Origin of the sequence: Rhodovulum sp., from assembly GCF_011048875.1 — a bacterium.
Lineage (GTDB): Bacteria > Pseudomonadota > Alphaproteobacteria > Rhodobacterales > Rhodobacteraceae > Rhodovulum > Rhodovulum tesquicola.
The window spans coordinates 1-15,279 of sequence record NZ_DSDD01000285.1; the positions used below are offsets into that span (position 1 = coordinate 1).

Genomic DNA, 15,279 nt, shown 5'->3' on the forward strand with positions numbered 1-15,279 from the left:
CCGCCAGACCAAAGGGCCTGACATCCGCAAGCCGGGAGACCTGCCAGCGCAAGACGACGTAACCGGACGGGGTGTTCCGGTGTCGGGTCCGGCTTCGGCTCTACCCGCCATCTGCCCTTGTCCCCTGCGCTACGGGGTTAAAAATGCTGGTTCTTTCCAATCCCCGCCGCGGTCCGGTGCCCGGATGAGCGGCGCATCCGAAGGCGCGGTTGAAATTCTGGTTTGCGTGAAATGCCGGCGGGGTCAGCCGGCCGGTGATGCGGACGTGCTGCCCGGCGCACGGCTGCACGATGCGCTTGCCGGCCAGAACCTGCCCGCCGATATCCGCCTGATACCGGTCGAGTGCCTGTCGAACTGCACGGCGGGCGTGACCATCGCGCTGCGTGGCCCCGGTCGCTGGACTTATGTCTATGGCAATCTCGACGCGTCGACCGATGCGCCCGTGATCGTCGACGGTGCCACGAAATACCGCGATGCGCCGGACGGGCTGGTGCCCTGGCGCGCTCGCCCCGACCATTTCCGCAAGAACTGCATCGCCCGCATTCCCCCTCTGGAGGCCCCCGAATGACCGACCTTGCCAAGCTGCCCGTCACCGTGATCACCGGCTTTCTCGGCTCGGGCAAGACGACGCTGATCCGACACCTGATGCAAACCGCGGGCGGCAAGCGCCTGGCCGTCGTCGTCAACGAGTTCGGCGATGTGGGCGTCGATGGAGAAATCCTGAAATCCTGCGCGATCCCCGATTGCCCGGCCGAGAACATCGTGGAACTGGCCAACGGATGCATCTGCTGCACCGTGGCCGACGATTTCATCCCTACCATCGAGGCGCTGATGGCGATGGACCCGCGCCCTGACCACATCCTGATCGAAACCAGCGGTCTGGCACTGCCCAAGCCGCTGCTCAAGGCTTTCGACTGGCCCGACATCCGCTCGCGCATTACCGTCGACGGGGTGATTGCCGTGGCCGATGCCGAGGCCGTGGCGGCGGGCCGGTTTGCGCCGAACGTGGCCGCGGTCGATGCCCAGCGAGCCGCCGATGACAGCATCGACCACGAAACGCCGCTGTCCGAGGTGTTCGAGGACCAGATCTCGTGTGCCGATATCGTGCTGCTGACCAAGCCCGATCTGGCGGGCCCCGAGGGCGTGGCCACCGCCCGCGCGGTGATCGAGGCCGAGGCGCCACGCCGCCTGCCGATCGTCGAGGTGGCCGAAGGCGTCGTGGACCCGCGCGTGATCCTGGGGCTTGAGGCCGCGGCCGAGGACGATCTGAATGCCCGGCCCAGCCACCATGACGGCGCAGACGACCACGACCACGAGGATTTCGAAAGCATCGTTGTGGACCTGCCCGAACAGGCCGACCCGGCGATCCTGGCCGGCCGCATCGAGGCGCTTGCCCGCAAGCAGAACATCCTGCGCGTCAAGGGCCATGCCGCCGTCGCGGGCAAGCCGATGCGCCTGCTGGTGCAGGCGGTGGGCACGCGGGTGCGCCACCAGTATGATCGGCCCTGGGGCGCGGACGAGCCGCGCAGCACGCGCCTGGTGGTGATCGCCGAGCATGACGATATCGACGCGGGCGCGATCCGCGCGGCTCTGGCGGGCTGACAGGCCATGCACGTCGTCTTCCGCGAAAGCCACGGTCTGGAAGAGACCGAGACGCCGACCGATCTGGGGCAGGACCCCGCCGATCTGGTGGTGCTCTCGTTCTCGGACAGCGATCTTGGGGCTTTCGCGGCGGGCTGGCACCGGGGCGGCGGGGCCGAAGGGGGGATGCCCACGCTGCGGCTGGCCAATCTCGCCGCGCTGCGGCATCCGCTGTCGGTCGACACCTATGTCGAGCGCACGCTTTCGGGCGCCAAGGGTATCCTGGTCCGCCTGATCGGCGGGCGCTCCTATTGGGACTACGGGCTGCAACAGGTGCAGGCGCTGGCGCAGGCAAGGGGCATCGCGCTGGCCGTGCTGCCGGCCGACGGCCGTCCCGATGGGCGGCTCGACGAGGTCTCGACCCTGCCGTTATCCACGCTGCGGCGGCTTTCGCAACTTTGCGATGCAGGCGGCGCGGTGGCCGCGCAGGCGGCGCTGGCGCAGATGGCGCTGGCCGCGGGGCTGTATGCCGCGCCGGTGATGGGGGCCAAGGCGGTGCCGCAGGTCGGCGCCTGGACCCCCGAGCAGGGCGTGTGCTGTCCGCTGGCGGACCTTGGGCCCGAAACCGGCCGCCCGCGCGTCGTGCTGACCTTCTACCGCGCCTATGTGACGGCAGCCGACCTTGATCCCATCGCGGCGCTGTTCGACGCCTTCCGGTCGCGCGGTTGCGATGTCAAGGCGCTCTTCGTGCCCTCTCTCAAGGCGCCCGAGGCCGCGCGTTGGCTGGCCCGCCAGATCGGCCATCTGCGCCCCTCGGCCATCGTCAACGCCACGGCCTTTTCGGGCAAGGGCGAGGACGGCGCCTCGCCGCTGGATGCGGGCGGCGTTCCGGTGTTCCAGGCCGCGCTGGCGACCTCGACCGAACGGGCCTGGAGTGAGGCCGAGCGCGGGCTGTCGCCTGCCGATTTGGCCATGCATGTCGTGCTGCCCGAGGTGGATGGCCGCATCTTCGCGGGCGTCGCGTCCTTCAAGGAACCGGCCGCCCGCGACCCGCATCTGCAATTCGCTCGCCATGCCCATCGTGCGCATCCCGACCGGATCGCCGCGATCGCCGACCGGGTGCTGGCCTGGATCGGGCTGACCCGGCGTCCGGCGTCCGAAAAGCGCCCCGCCATCGTGCTGTCCACCTACCCGGGCAAAACTTGGCAAATGGCCCATGCGGTCGGGCTCGATGCGCTGGCCTCGGCCGAGGCGGTGCTGGAGGATCTTGGCGCCGAGGGCGTTCCCATCGCACCCGGTCCGCCCCTGTGCGATGCGCTGGCGCAGGAGACGCAGGCCTGGCCGCTCGACGCCTATCGCGCGGCACTCGCCCGCCTGCCCGAAACCCTGCGGAAGGCGCTGGACGCGGCCTGGGGCCCACCCGAGGCCGACCCTGCCGTGCGGGACGGTGCCTTTCACTTCGCCGCCACCCGGCGCGGTACGGCGCTGGTGGCTTTGCAACCCGAGCGCGGTGATCCGGTGATGCGCGACGACGACTACCACGACGTCCACCGCACCCCGCGCCACGCCTATGTCGCCTTCTATCTCTGGCTGCGCGAGGCCATACGCTGCGACGCGGTGATCCACATGGGGGCGCATGGCACGCTGGAATGGCTGCCGGGTAAGGCGGTGGCGCTGTCGGCGGCTTGCTGGCCCGAGGCGCTGATCGCGACGCTGCCGGTAATCTATCCCTTCATCGTCAACGACCCCGGCGAGGCCGCACAGGCCAAGCGCCGGATCGCCGCCGTCACCATCGGGCATATCCCCCCGCCCTTGCGGAAAAGCGGCACGCCAGACCGCTTTGCCCGGCTCGAAGCGCTGCTCGACGAGTTCTCGAACGCCGATGGGCTGGACCCAAAGCGCCGCGCGCGGCTGCAAAAGGAAATCCGGACCGAGGCGCAGGCCCTTGGCATCGAAGAGGATCTGGGCCTCGAGGCCGCCGCCTGCCCGGCGGAGGCGATCACCCGGATCGACCGGTTCGTCTGCGACGTGAAGGACAGCCAGTTCGGCGACGGGCTGCATGTCTTCGGCCGCACCGCGGCCACGCCCGGCAGCTTTGACACCGGCCCTTCCATCGCCGCGGAACGAAAAGCGCTGCTGACGGCCTTCGCGGGCGGACAGATCGCGCCGGGCCCGTCCGGGTCGCCCTATCGCGGGCGGCGCGATGTTCTGCCCACCGGGCGCAACCTTTTCACCACCGATCCGCGCGCGGTGCCGACGCGGTCGGCGCATGCGCAGGGCGTGAAACTCGCCGAGGACCTTGTGCGCCGCCACCTGCAGGACCACGGCGATTGGCCGCGCGGGCTGGTCGTCGACCTGTGGGGGTCGGCCACGATGCGCACCGCGGGCGAGGATTTCGCCATGGCGTTGCACCTGCTGGGCGTGACACCCGTCTGGGACGAAGGCACCGAAAGAGTGTCCGGCGTCGAGGTGCTTCCCATCGCCATGCTCGACCGGCCGCGGCTTGACGTGACGCTCCGGGTCTCTGGCCTGTTCCGTGATGTCTTTCCCACGTTGTCGGCGTTGTTCCAACAGGCGATCCGGGCGCTCGCCGCCCGCGACGAGGCGCCCGACTGGAATCCCTATGCCGGGCGCGATGTGGGCGCGCGTGTCTATGGGCCCGCGCCGGGCAGCTACGGGCTGGGCATGGGGCTTGCAGTCGAGGAGTATTCCGACGAGGCCCGTCTCGCCGCGGGCGAGGCTTGGCTCGCGGCCAGCGCCTGGGCGCTGGATGGCGCGGAGAGCCGCCGCGACGAGGCGGGTCTGAAAGCTCGCGTCGAGCGGGCGGATGGGTTCGTGCACGCCCAGGACCTGCCCGAAACCGATATCCTGCTGGCCGCCGATTATGCTGCGCACGAGGCGGGCTTCGCCGCGGCGCAGGCTGTCACGGGCGGCAAGGCCGCGCTGTACCACCTGGATAATACCGACCCTGATCGTCCCCGCACCCGGACCCTGTCCGAAGAGGTCGCCCGCGTGGTGCGCGCCCGCGCCGCCAACCCGGCGTGGCTGGCGGGGATGCGCCGCCACGGCTTTCGCGGCGCCGCCGAGATAGCGGCCACGCTCGACCACCTTGCGGCCTTTGCCCACCTCGCGGGCGCGGTGCGGCCGCATCTTTTCGACCTCTACTATGCGGCGACGCTTGGCGACGACGACCTGACCGCCTTCATGGCAGAGGCCAACCCCCAGGCGCTTGCGGCGATGCGCGAGCGGTTCGCGGCGCTCGATCGCGCGGGGCTTTGGCACACGCGCCGCAATTCCATCGCCGCCGCACTGCATCCGGAGACCAGCGATGCCTTATGATTATGAAACCGACGGGGCCGCGATCTACGCCCAGTCCTTCGCGATGATCCGCGCCGAAGCCAACCTGGCGCATTTCGACGCCGAGGAAGAACCCATCGCGGTGCGGATGATCCATGCCGCGGGCATGGTGGGCCTGGCCCCGCATATCCGGTTTTCGCCGGGGTTCGTGGCGACGGCCCGGGCGGCACTTGAGGGCGGCGCGCCGATCCTGTGCGACGCGCGCATGGTGTCTGAGGGCGTGACCCGCACGCGCCTGCCCGCTGGAAACGCCGTGATCTGCACCTTGCAGGCAAACGGCATAGCCGAGCGCGCCGCGGCGATGGGCAACACGCGCTCGGCCGCTGCGCTGGAGCTCTGGCGGCCGCACCTTGCGGGCGCGCTGGTCGCCATCGGCAACGCGCCGACCGCGCTCTTTCATCTTCTGAATATGCTGGAGGATCCTTCCTGCCCGCGTCCCGCCGCGATCATCGGTTGCCCGGTCGGCTTCGTCGGCGCGGCGGAATCGAAAGAGGCGCTTTGGCAGGCACAGCCCGTGCCCTGCTGCATCGTCGAGGGCCGGCTGGGCGGCAGCGCGATCACGGTCGCCGCCATCAACGCCATCGCGAGCCGCGCGGAATGAGGCTGGGCACCGTTTATGGCCTGGGCCTCGGCCCGGGTGCTGCCGACCTTATGTGCGTGCGCGCCGACCGCCTGCTGCGTGGCGCGACCCATGTCGCCTATTTCCGCAAGGCCGGTTGCAATGGGCAGGCCCGCGCCATCGTTGAGGGGCTGATCCCCGCGGGCGCGACCGAGCATCCGATGGAATACCCCGTGACGACGGAGATCCCGTTCGACGACCCCCGCTACAACGAGGTTCTCGCGGCCTTCTACACCGAGTGCTGCGCCCGGCTGCGCACGCTGGCCGAGGCAGGCGAAAATGTGGTCGTGCTCTGCGAGGGCGATCCGTTCTTCTACGGCTCTTTCATGCATCTCTACACACGGCTGACGGGCGTCGTGCCGGTCGAGGTCGTGCCGGGCATCACCGGCATGTCGGCCGCCTGGACGGCGACGGGCGCGCCGATCACCTGGGGTGACGACATCCTGACCGTGTTGCCCGGAACCCTGCCGGAGGATGCGCTGGTCAGGGGAATCGCGGGTGCGGATGCCGTGGTGGTGATGAAGATCGGCCGCCACCTGCCCAAGCTGCGCCGCGCGCTGGCACGGGCGGGCCGCGCCGGGGAGGCCTGGCTGGTCGAACGCGCCGCGATGCCCGGGCAGAAGGTGACGCGGCTGGATGACTACCCGGGCGAGACCGCACCCTACTTCTCCATCGCGCTGGTCCACGGCCAGGGAAGGCGGCCATGAGCGGGGGACTGGCCATCGCCGGGCTGGGGCCCGGGGACGACGCGCTGGTGACGCCCGAGGTGACGGCGGCGCTGGCCGAGGCGACCGACGTGGTAGGCTATATCCCCTATGTCGCGCGCGTTGCCCCGCGCGAGGGGCTGACGCTGCATGCGTCCGACAATCGCGAGGAACTCGACCGCGCAGCCCATGCGCTGGGGATGGCGGCGGCAGGGCGTCGGGTCGTGGTCGTGTCCTCTGGCGATCCAGGGGTGTTCGCCATGGCCTCGGCCGTGTTCGAGGCAGTGGAGGCGGGGCCGCCGCACTGGCGCGATCTGGACATCCGCGTCCTGCCGGGCATCACCGCGATGCTGGCCGCCGCCGCGCGGGCGGGGGCGCCCCTGGGGCATGATTTCTGCGCGATCAACCTCAGCGACAACCTCAAGCCCTGGGCGCTGGTCGAGAAACGCCTGCGCCTGGCGATCGAGGCGGATTTTGCGATGGCCTTCTACAACCCCCGCTCGAAGGCCCGCCCCGAGGGGTTCGCCCGCGCGCTGGACGTGCTGCGGGACGCCTGCGGCGACGCCCGGCCAGTGGTCTTTGCCCGTGCAGTTTCGACACCCGAGGAAGCGCTCCGGGTGGTGCCGCTGACCGAGGCCCGCCCCGAGATGGCCGACATGCGCACGGTCGTTCTGGTCGGCTCGTCGCTGACGCAGATCATCGCGCGCAACGGCGCGCCCATCGTCTATACCCCGAGGTCCGCGCCGGAATGAGCGAGCCAATCCAGAACCTCGGCTGGGGTCGATACTTCATGCCTTGCAGGCAGCGCCGGGCGGTCGATCATCAGCACGGGCAGGCCCAGCCCGCGCGCTGCGGCGATCTTCGCTCGCGCCCCGGTGCCGCCGGCGTTTTTGGACACCACGATTTCGATCCGGTGCTGCTGCATCAACGCGCAGTCGTCCGCCTCTGTGAACGGCCCGCGCGAGACGATCACATGATGATGCGGCAGGGGCGGCGGGCTGGCGGGCGGGTCGACGAGGCGCAGCAGGTAGAAATGCTGTGGCTGTGCGACAAAGGCGTCCAGATGCATCCGCCCTACCGCCAGCATCACGCGCCGGGGCGGCCCCGCCAGCGCGGCGACCGCGCCCGCGATGTCGGGCACATGGCGCCAGCGGTCGCCGGGCTGGGGCGTCCAGGGCGGCCGGGTCAGCGCGACCAGAGGAACGCCCCTTGCCGCGCAGGCGGTGACGGCGTTGCGGCTCATCTGTGCGGCGAAGGGATGCGTTGCATCGACCACATGGGTGATGCGCTGCGACGTCAGGAAAGAGGCCAGCCCGTCGGCGCCGCCGAACCCGCCGATCCGCACCGGGACCGGCTGCGGCCTGGGTCGCTCCACCCGGCCCGCGAAGGACAAGGTGGCGTCGATGCCCTGCGCGGCCACAGCCTGCGCCAGCGCGGTCGCCTCGGTGGTGCCACCAAGGATCAGGAGATTGGGGCGCATGGCTGAGGCTCCTTGGCTGAGCATCGTGGGGTTGGGCGAGGATGGCCCGGACGGGCTGCCGCCCGCAAGCCGTGCCGTGCTGGAGGCGGCCGAAATCGTGATGGGGCCGCCGCGGCATCTGGGCCTGCTTCCCGATCTGAAGGCCGAACGCATCGAATGGCCCGTGCCTTTCGCCGACGGTTTGCCGATCCTTCAGGGTCTGCGCGGCAGGCGCGTCGCGGTGCTGGCCTCGGGCGATCCGTTCTGGTTCGGCGCGGGCTCGGTGATCGCGCGGGACTTCGCGCCCGGCGAATGGCGCGCCTTCCCGGCCCCCTCGGTTTTCTCGCTTGCCGCGGCGCGCCTTGGCTGGCCGCTGGAGCGGACGTCCTGCCTCGGCCTGCACGCCGCACCCTTCGCGCAGTTGCGCCCGCATCTGGCGCCTGGCGCGCAGGCGCTGGTGCTGCTGCGTGACGGGTCGGCGGTGCGCGATCTTGCGGCCTGGCTGACCGGGCTGGACTTTGGCGAGAGCACGCTCTGGGTGATGGAGGCGCTCGGCGGTCCCCGTCAGCGGGTGCGGGGGACCACGGCCGCGGAATACGATCTCACGGACGTTCACCACCCGGTCTGCGTCGGGTTGAAGATCGGTGGCGCAGGCGAGGTGATCCCTGCGGCAAGCGGCTGGCCGGATGGCCTGTTCGACCATGATGGCCAGATCACCAAGCGGCCGCTGCGCGCACTGACCCTGTCCGCGCTTGCGCCCCGGCCGGTTGAACACCTGTGGGATATCGGCGCGGGATCGGGCTCGATCTCGATCGAATGGCTCGCCTGTCACCCGTCGATGCACGCGACTGCCGTCGAAGCGGATCCCGCCCGCGCCGATCGCATCCGCACGAATGCCGCAGCGCTGGGGGCGGACCGGCTGCGTGTGGTCGAGGGCCGTGCGCCCGAGGTGCTGGACGGTCTTGCCCCACCGCAGGCCGTGTTCATCGGCGGTGGGCTGTCCGAGGCGCTGTTGTCGGACCTGTGGGCGCGGCTCGGGTCCGGTACACGGGTCGTGGCAAACGCGGTGACGCTTGAGTCCGAAGCGCTGCTGGTCGCGTGGCAGGCCGCGCAGGGCGGCAACCTGCTGCGCGTGGAACTGGCCGAGGCGCAGCCGCTGGGCACAAGGCGCGGCTGGCGTACTGCCTATCCGGTGATGCAGTGGAGTGTCGTGCGATGAGGGTGGCGGGGTTCGGTTTCCGCAAGGGCGCGTCCCTTGAAAGCCTGTCCGATGCGCTGGCGCGGGCCGGCGGGTGCGGTGGTTTGACCGCGCTCGCCGCCCCAAGGGACAAGGCCGGTGCGTCCTGCCTCGCCGATTTGGCGGCGCGGCTGGGCCTGCCGGTCCGGGCGGTCTCGTCCAGCGACCTCGCCGCCCCGGCCACCCTGACCGAGGCGCCCCGCGTGCGCGCGCTTCGCGGTACAGGGTCTGTCGCCGAGGCCGCCGCACTCGCTGCCGCCGGACCCTCGGCGCAGCTCACAGGCCCGCGCGCCGTTTCAAACGACCGAATGGCCACCTGCGCCATCGCAACCGGAGATACCCCATGACCGTCCATTTCATCGGCGCGGGCCCCGGCGCCCCCGACCTGCTGACCCTGCGCGGACGCGACCTGATCGCGGCCTGTCCGGTCTGCCTCTATGCCGGGTCGCTGGTGCCTCGGGCGATCCTGGCCCACTGCCCGCCCGATGCGCGGATCGTGAACACCGCACCGCTGGATCTGGACGCGATCATCGCCGAATGCCGTGCCGCGCATGAGGCGGGGCTTGACGTCGCGCGGCTGCATTCGGGCGATCTGTCGGTCTGGTCGGCGATGGGCGAGCAGATCCGGCGGCTGAAGGCCGAGGGGATTCCGGTCAGTGTGACCCCCGGCGTTCCCTCGTTCGCGGCAGCGGCGGCGGCGCTGGGGGCCGAGTTGACGCTGCCGGGCGTTGCGCAATCGGTGGTGCTGACCCGCACGCCGGGCCGTGCCTCGTCGATGCCCGAGGGCGAGAGCCTTGCCAATTTCGCCGTCACCGGCGCGACGCTTGCCATTCACCTGTCGATCCACAACCTCTCGCGCGTGGTGGCCGACCTGACCCCCCATTACGGTGGCGCGTGCCCCGTTGCGGTGGTGTTCCGCGCCAGCTGGCCGGACCAGAGCATTACCCGCGCGACGCTTGACACCATCGAGGCCGCGCTGCCCGAGGGGATCGAACGCACGGCGCTGATCCTTGTCGGCCCGGCGCTGGGGGCCGAGGGCTTCGCCGAAAGCTGTCTCTATGCGCCCGACTACGACCGCCGTTTTCGGCCGCAACGGGCCGAAGGAAGGCGACATGGCGGCTAATCCTCCGGGCCTTGTCATCGCCGCCCCGGCCTCGGGGTCGGGCAAGACGACCGTGACACTGGGCCTTTTGCGCGCGTTCCGCGACGGGGGGCTGACGGTGCAGCCCTTCAAGAACGGGCCCGACTACATCGACCCCGCCTTTCACCGCATCGCGGCGGGGCGCGACTCGTTCAATCTCGACACGTGGGCGATGGATGAGGACTTGCTCGGGGCCATCGCATCCCGGACACAAGGGGCGGACTTCGTCCTGTCGGAAGGGTCGATGGGCCTGTTCGACGGGACCTCGGCGCCTGGTGTCTCGGGGCGCGGGTCGAGCGCCGAGATCGCGCGCGCCTTCGGCTGGCCGGTGGTGCTGATACTCGACGTCTCGGGGCAGGCGCAATCGGCGGCGGCCACGGCACTGGGATTTGCCCGCCACCCCGACGCTGCGCCCCTGGCCGGTGTGATCCTGAACCGGGTGGCAGGCGCCCGGCACGAGATGATGATCCGCGAGGAGATGGCGCGGCTCGGAATCACCGTTTTCGGCGCCCTTCCCCGGCGCAGCGACCTGAAATTGCCCGAGCGGCATCTGGGCCTCGTGCAGGCCGAGGAGCACGGCGATATCGACGCGGTGATCGGCCGTCTGGGGGCGTTCCTGCGGGACCATGCCGACCTTGGCGCGCTGCGCGCGGCGGCGCGCGCCGGTCCGAACCGGCCGCCCGGCCGCTGGCCGAATCCGCCCGCCCAGCGAATCGCGCTGGCCCGGGATGTGGCGTTTTCCTTCATTTATCCGCATCTGCTGGAGGGCTGGAAGCGGGCGGGCGCGGAAATCCTGCCGTTCTCGCCGCTGGCCGACGAGCCCCCCCCGGAGGCCGATCTGGTCTGGCTGCCGGGCGGCTATCCGGAATTGCATGCGGGTAGGCTGGCTGCCTCAGGCACTTTCCTGGATGGGTTGCGGCGCCATGCCGAAAGCCGGCCCGTGCATGGAGAATGCGGCGGCTACATGATGCTGGGCGCGGGTTTGGTCGATTCGGACGGAGAGCGGCATGCAATGGCGGGGCTCCTGGGGCTGGTGACCAGCTATGCGCAGCGTCGCCTGCATCTTGGCTATCGCCGCGCGGTGCTGGAAGCCGCCATGCCGGGCCAAGGGGCAGGCGCGATGCTCTACGGGCACGAGTTCCACTATTCGACGATCCTTGAGCAGCCCGATGCGCCGCTCGCCCGCGTTACCGATGCGGGCGGCAACCCCATGCCCGAAACCGGGTCGGTGCGGGGGCATGTCACCGGCAGTTTCTTTCACCTCATCACGGAGGGCGCGGCGTGAGTGGTTTCGTCAGTTTCGTCAGTTCCGGCCCGGGCGATCCCGAACTCCTGACCCTGAAGGCGGTCGACCGGCTGAAGCACGCCGACGCGGTGCTGTTCGACGATCTGTCCGCGGGGCCGATCCTGTCACATGCACGGGCCGGTGCCGATCTGGTGGGTGTGGGCAAGCGCGCCGGGCGCGTCTCACCGAAACAGGATCACGTCAGCCGGTTGCTGGTGGATTACGCGGCCACCGGCGCCCGGGTGGTGCGGCTGAAATCCGGCGATGCCGGGCTGTTCGGGCGGCTGGAGGAAGAGATTATGGCGCTGCGCGCAGCAGGCATGGGGTATGAAATCGTGCCCGGCGTGACATCCGCCTGCGCCGCCGCTGCGGCGGCGGGTATTCCCCTGACGCGGCGGCTGACCGCACGGCGGGTGCAGTTCGTCACCGGCCATGACGTGACCGGGCAGCTGCCCGACAATATCGACCTGGACGCGCTGGCCGATCCCCATGCCACCACTGTCGTCTACATGGGTCGGCGGACCTTCCCGGCGCTTGCCGGGGCGCTGGTCGCGCGGGGGTTGCTGAGGGAGACGCCCGCGCTGCTGGCCGAGGGCGTCACGACCGAGGCGCAGCGCCTGACGCTCGGCACCGTCGGGGGGCTGGCAGAAGCGCTGGCCGAAGCCACATCGCCCGCGCCCGCGCTGATCCTCTACGGCCCTCTTGCCGAAGAGGCCGCCGATGCGTGAACTGGTCCTGATCGGTATCGGCACCGGTAATCCCGATCACCTGACCCAGCAAGGGGCGAAGGCGATCCGGTCGGCCGACCTGATCCTCGTGCCGCGCAAGGGGGCGGAGAAGGCCGACCTCGCGGACCTCCGGCGCGATATCTGCGCCCGGGTTCTGGGCAGCGACGACGCCCGGATCGTGGAATTCGACCTGCCCAAACGCGACGCCGGGGGCGACTATCTGGCCGGTGTGGAGGCGTGGCACGACGCCATCGCATGCGCGTGGGTCACGGCGGCGGGGCGGCAGGCGCAGCGGGTGGCCCTGCTGGTCTGGGGGGACCCCGCGCTTTACGACAGCTCGCTTCGGATTGCCGCCCGCCTGAGCCCGCCGCCGCAGATCACGGTCGTGCCCGGAATTACGGCTTTGCAGGCGCTTTGCGCCGCCCATGCCATTCCGCTGAACGAGATCGGCGCGCCGTTCCTTGTCACCACCGGGCGGCGGCTGCGGGAAGAGGGTTGGCCTGATTGCGCCGATACGCTGGTGGTGATGTTGGACGGCGGCTGCGCGTTTCAAACACTCGACCCCGAAGGCGTCACGATCTGGTGGGGTGCCTATCTGGGGATGGCTGAGGAAGCCACGGTGTCGGGGCCGCTGGCTGAGGCCGGCCCCCAGATCGTCGAGACGCGCGCCGAGGCAAGGACGCGGCATGGCTGGATCATGGATATCTATCTGCTGCGCCGGGCATCGGGGGGCTGACCGCGCGGCCCGGTGGCTCTCATGGCGCCGGGTCGGGGACCAGCACGCCATCGGCGAGCCGCAGGCTTTCGGGCGCGATCTTCGCGCGGAACCGTGCGTCGTGGCTGACCAGAACCATGGGCTGCGGCAGGGATTGCAGGATTTCCACCAGCCGTGCCTCGTTCGCTTCGTCCAGCGCATTCGTTGGCTCGTCCAGCAGCAGCACCTCGGGCTCCATCGCCAGCACGGTGGCGAGCGTCACCAGACGTTTCTCTCCGCCCGACAGCTTGTAGGTGATCCGGTCGCGCAAATGCATCAGGTCGAGCCGCTCCAACGTCCGGTCGACGATCGCGACGGCCTCGGCGCGGCTCTTGCCAAGGTTCAGGGGGCCGAAGGCGATGTCCTCGGCGACGGTCGGGCAGAAAAGCTGATCGTCGGGGTCCTGGAACACCATCCCGGCCCGGCGGCGGACTTCGTGAAAGTCGGCCTCTTCCCGCCGGGGCTTGCCGAACGCCAGAACCCGCCCCGCATCGGGCCGCAAGAGCCCGACCATGATCCGCAGGAGGGTCGACTTGCCCGCGCCGTTGGGCCCGGTGATCGACAGCCGCTGCCCCTCGTGCAGGGCAAGGCTGGCGCCCCGCAGCACGGGCGGATGGCCGGGATAGCCGAACCGGATGTCACCGAGCTCAAATAGCGGCATGGGCGATTTCGGCGGCGAAAAGCGCCAGCAGAGCTGCGCCCGACACCGCCGCGAAAAGGACATCAGAGCGCCCGTAGGCAAGCGTTTCCAGCAGCGGGATTTGCCCGGAGAAACCCCGGCATTTCATCGCGCCCAGCACGCGCTCGGACCGTTCGATCGCGCGGACCAGCATCATGCCCACAAGATAGCCAAAGCTGCGATAGCTGTGCCAGGTGGTGGACGGGCGGAACCCGCGCATCTTCATCGCCTGGCGCAGGCGCAGGTATTCGGCGCGCAGCACCTCGATATAGCGGATCGTGAACATCAACAGATGCACCAGCGTTTCGGGCAGGCGCAGGCGCGAGAGCGCGTGACCCAGCGTCACCGGCTCCATCGTGCCGACAAGTGACAGGAGCGCAAGGACGACGGCATTCGCCGTCAGCAGGATCTCGATGGCAAGGGCCAGGCCCTGCCAACTGGCGGCAAAGCCCCACAGGGTGAAGATCGCGTCGCCGGGCACGGAAAACGGCAAGAGTGCCAGCAGGACCAGGATGAAACTGTCCATTGCCGCCATACGGCGAAGGATCGGGACGACCGGCACACGCGAAACCAACATCAGGCCAACGGCCATCAGCAGGGCCGCGACGAGGATCGGCAGCCAACTGCAGGCAACGGTGACCACGGCAAAGGCGCAGGCGCCGAGGATGCGGGTACGCGGGTCGAGCCGTGCCAGCGCGCCGCCCTGTCCGGCCCCCGTGTCGCTCGGGGTCTGCCGCTCTGCGGTCAGGATGTGGCCCATGCGCTCAGCCCGCCAGCCTGCGGCGCGCGGCAAAGTAGAAGCCGAGGCCGAACAGACCCGCGATATAGCCGATGCCGCCGAGGACGGTCTGGATGTCGTGATGTTCTTTGCAGGCGGCCACCTCGCGGCGAAGGGGGCGCATCTCGTCACGCATGATCGCAGCGATTGCGGCCTTGTCCGCGTCGGACAGCCCGGCGAGCGGCACCGCGGCGGCGGTCTCTGTGGGGGCAGGCGCGGCGCCCGTCGCGGGAGTCCCGAGGATCGCGGCGACATCCTCGGCGGTCATCTCGAACTCGGCGACATGGCCCGCGCCGAGGTCGGCGCGGAAGACGTGCCGCACGGCTTGGGTGGGCATATAGGTGAAGAACCCGTCCGAATCGGTCATGGCCTCGCCCAGCTTGGTGCCCGCGCCGTCGAACACCTCGATCAGAAGGTTTGCCGCCATGTCACCGTTCGAAAAGCCGACCTCGCCCTCGATCGCATCGCCGCTGGGAAAGGCCAAGGCGATCACCTTGTGGGCGGCGGCGGGCAGTGGCGCGAGGGTAAGGCAAAGGACGATGGACAACGCGCGGATCATGACGGGTCTTCCTTCATCGCATCGAAAAGGTCAGGCTTGACCTGAGCGGCAAGGTAGATCGCAGCGGCGGACAGGAGACCCTCGACTACCATCACCGGGATATGGGCGAAGAACACCAGTTTGGCCGCCGGAATGAAGGCATCGCCCGACAGCATCAGCGACAGCCCCACGAGGGCCGTGGTCAGTGCGATGGCCAGCGCCCCGCCGAAGCCCGCCCAGATCGCCGCGACAAACGGCGTTCCGCGCGTCACTCCGCGGCGGCAAAGGTAATGCACGATCACCGCGGGCAACGCGATGTTGACGGTATTCACGCCCAGCACCGTCAGGCCGCCGAAGCCGAAGAACACCGCCTGCAGCAAGAGCCCGACGAACAGCGCCGGGAAGGCGGCCCAGCCGAG

The 15,279-nt window shown here is 69.9% G+C and carries 17 protein-coding genes; 12 read left to right on the forward strand and 5 right to left on the reverse strand.

The annotated features are described in order from the left end of the window. The 6 genes from ENN83_RS09980 to cobJ form a co-directional block, all read left to right on the forward strand. Positions 1 to 568 (forward strand): DUF1636 domain-containing protein (locus ENN83_RS09980; protein WP_349760112.1); only part of this gene is annotated, 568 nt, incomplete at its 5' end. Beyond that, a complete protein-coding gene (gene cobW / locus ENN83_RS09985) occupies positions 565 to 1,602 on the forward strand; it encodes a cobalamin biosynthesis protein CobW (protein ID WP_287186514.1) in 1,038 nt (345 codons plus the stop codon). The genes ENN83_RS09980 and cobW, both read left to right, overlap by 4 nt. Before the next feature lie 6 nt (positions 1,603 to 1,608). After that, entirely contained in the window at positions 1,609 to 4,920 is a 3,312-nt protein-coding gene (cobN, locus tag ENN83_RS09990) for a cobaltochelatase subunit CobN (RefSeq protein ID WP_287186516.1), read from the forward strand. Then, entirely contained in the window at positions 4,910 to 5,539 is a 630-nt protein-coding gene (locus ENN83_RS09995) for a precorrin-8X methylmutase (RefSeq protein WP_287186518.1), read from the forward strand. Before cobN ends, ENN83_RS09995 begins: the two co-directional genes overlap by 11 nt. After that, on the forward strand, positions 5,536 to 6,264 hold the full coding sequence (cobI, locus tag ENN83_RS10000; RefSeq protein WP_287186520.1) for a precorrin-2 C(20)-methyltransferase: 729 nt from the start codon (positions 5,536 to 5,538) through the stop codon (positions 6,262 to 6,264). The genes ENN83_RS09995 and cobI overlap by 4 nt, the downstream gene beginning before the upstream one ends. Beyond that, entirely contained in the window at positions 6,261 to 7,013 is a 753-nt protein-coding gene (gene cobJ / locus ENN83_RS10005; protein ID WP_287186523.1) for a precorrin-3B C(17)-methyltransferase, read from the forward strand. Before cobI ends, cobJ begins: the two co-directional genes overlap by 4 nt. Here cobJ and ENN83_RS10010 read toward each other — a convergent pair. After that, positions 6,986 to 7,741, reverse strand: coding sequence for a cobalt-precorrin-6A reductase (locus tag ENN83_RS10010; RefSeq protein ID WP_287186526.1), 756 nt, complete (start codon positions 7,739 to 7,741; stop codon positions 6,986 to 6,988). The genes cobJ and ENN83_RS10010 overlap by 28 nt on opposite strands. Between ENN83_RS10010 and cbiE the strand changes: the two genes are divergently transcribed. From cbiE to cobF, 6 genes are read left to right on the forward strand one after another with little or no spacing between them, the layout of a single operon-like run. Then, positions 7,740 to 8,939, forward strand: a complete 1,200-nt coding sequence (gene cbiE, locus ENN83_RS10015; RefSeq protein WP_287186528.1) for a precorrin-6y C5,15-methyltransferase (decarboxylating) subunit CbiE — start codon at positions 7,740 to 7,742, stop codon at positions 8,937 to 8,939. The genes ENN83_RS10010 and cbiE overlap by 2 nt on opposite strands. Further along, a complete protein-coding gene (locus ENN83_RS10020; protein WP_287186530.1) occupies positions 8,936 to 9,304 on the forward strand; it encodes a cobalamin biosynthesis protein in 369 nt (122 codons plus the stop codon). The genes cbiE and ENN83_RS10020 overlap by 4 nt, the downstream gene beginning before the upstream one ends. After that, positions 9,301 to 10,080 carry a precorrin-4 C(11)-methyltransferase gene (gene cobM, locus ENN83_RS10025; protein ID WP_287186532.1) on the forward strand — a complete coding sequence of 260 codons (780 nt, stop codon included), beginning with the start codon at positions 9,301 to 9,303 and terminating at the stop codon, positions 10,078 to 10,080. The genes ENN83_RS10020 and cobM overlap by 4 nt, the downstream gene beginning before the upstream one ends. Next, positions 10,070 to 11,383: a cobyrinate a,c-diamide synthase gene (locus tag ENN83_RS10030; RefSeq protein WP_287186536.1), complete on the forward strand. Its 1,314-nt coding sequence runs from the start codon at positions 10,070 to 10,072 to the stop codon at positions 11,381 to 11,383. Before cobM ends, ENN83_RS10030 begins: the two co-directional genes overlap by 11 nt. Next, complete coding sequence (gene cobA / locus ENN83_RS10035) at positions 11,380 to 12,111, forward strand: uroporphyrinogen-III C-methyltransferase (RefSeq protein WP_287186539.1); 732 nt, start codon at positions 11,380 to 11,382, stop codon at positions 12,109 to 12,111. Before ENN83_RS10030 ends, cobA begins: the two co-directional genes overlap by 4 nt. After that, positions 12,104 to 12,847: a precorrin-6A synthase (deacetylating) gene (gene cobF / locus ENN83_RS10040; protein WP_287186542.1), complete on the forward strand. Its 744-nt coding sequence runs from the start codon at positions 12,104 to 12,106 to the stop codon at positions 12,845 to 12,847. Before cobA ends, cobF begins: the two co-directional genes overlap by 8 nt. Before the next feature lie 19 nt (positions 12,848 to 12,866). On the opposite strand, the gene ENN83_RS10045 is transcribed toward cobF, so the two are convergent. From ENN83_RS10045 to ENN83_RS10060, 4 genes are all read right to left on the reverse strand, one after another. Then, complete coding sequence (locus ENN83_RS10045) at positions 12,867 to 13,526, reverse strand: energy-coupling factor ABC transporter ATP-binding protein (RefSeq protein ID WP_287186544.1); 660 nt, start codon at positions 13,524 to 13,526, stop codon at positions 12,867 to 12,869. Then, entirely contained in the window at positions 13,513 to 14,304 is a 792-nt protein-coding gene (gene cbiQ, locus ENN83_RS10050; protein ID WP_287186547.1) for a cobalt ECF transporter T component CbiQ, read from the reverse strand. Before cbiQ ends, ENN83_RS10045 begins: the two co-directional genes overlap by 14 nt. Before the next feature lie 4 nt (positions 14,305 to 14,308). Further along, positions 14,309 to 14,881 (reverse strand): cobalt ABC transporter permease, encoded by a 573-nt coding sequence (locus ENN83_RS10055; protein WP_287186550.1) that lies wholly within the window; start codon positions 14,879 to 14,881, stop codon positions 14,309 to 14,311. Then, the coding region (locus ENN83_RS10060; RefSeq protein WP_287186554.1) for an energy-coupling factor ABC transporter permease at positions 14,878 to 15,279 on the reverse strand (402 nt) is incomplete at its 5' end. The genes ENN83_RS10055 and ENN83_RS10060, both read right to left, overlap by 4 nt.

Bases quoted from the DNA above. Each gene is read 5' to 3' on its own strand.
- cobW (WP_287186514.1), top strand. From the start codon at position 565: ATGACCGACCTTGCCAAGCTGCCCGTCACCGTGATCACCGGCTTTCTC.
- cobN (WP_287186516.1), top strand. From the start codon at position 1,609: ATGCACGTCGTCTTCCGCGAAAGCCACGGTCTGGAAGAGACCGAGACG.
- ENN83_RS09995 (WP_287186518.1), top strand. From the start codon at position 4,910: ATGCCTTATGATTATGAAACCGACGGGGCCGCGATCTACGCCCAGTCC.
- cobI (WP_287186520.1), top strand. From the start codon at position 5,536: ATGAGGCTGGGCACCGTTTATGGCCTGGGCCTCGGCCCGGGTGCTGCC.
- cobJ (WP_287186523.1), top strand. From the start codon at position 6,261: ATGAGCGGGGGACTGGCCATCGCCGGGCTGGGGCCCGGGGACGACGCG.
- cbiE (WP_287186528.1), top strand. From the start codon at position 7,740: ATGGCTGAGGCTCCTTGGCTGAGCATCGTGGGGTTGGGCGAGGATGGC.
- ENN83_RS10010 (WP_287186526.1), bottom strand. From the start codon at position 7,741: ATGCGCCCCAATCTCCTGATCCTTGGTGGCACCACCGAGGCGACCGCG.
- ENN83_RS10020 (WP_287186530.1), top strand. From the start codon at position 8,936: ATGAGGGTGGCGGGGTTCGGTTTCCGCAAGGGCGCGTCCCTTGAAAGC.
- cobM (WP_287186532.1), top strand. From the start codon at position 9,301: ATGACCGTCCATTTCATCGGCGCGGGCCCCGGCGCCCCCGACCTGCTG.
- ENN83_RS10030 (WP_287186536.1), top strand. From the start codon at position 10,070: ATGGCGGCTAATCCTCCGGGCCTTGTCATCGCCGCCCCGGCCTCGGGG.
- cobF (WP_287186542.1), top strand. From the start codon at position 12,104: ATGCGTGAACTGGTCCTGATCGGTATCGGCACCGGTAATCCCGATCAC.
- ENN83_RS10045 (WP_287186544.1), bottom strand. From the start codon at position 13,526: ATGCCGCTATTTGAGCTCGGTGACATCCGGTTCGGCTATCCCGGCCAT.
- cbiQ (WP_287186547.1), bottom strand. From the start codon at position 14,304: ATGGGCCACATCCTGACCGCAGAGCGGCAGACCCCGAGCGACACGGGG.
- ENN83_RS10055 (WP_287186550.1), bottom strand. From the start codon at position 14,881: ATGATCCGCGCGTTGTCCATCGTCCTTTGCCTTACCCTCGCGCCACTG.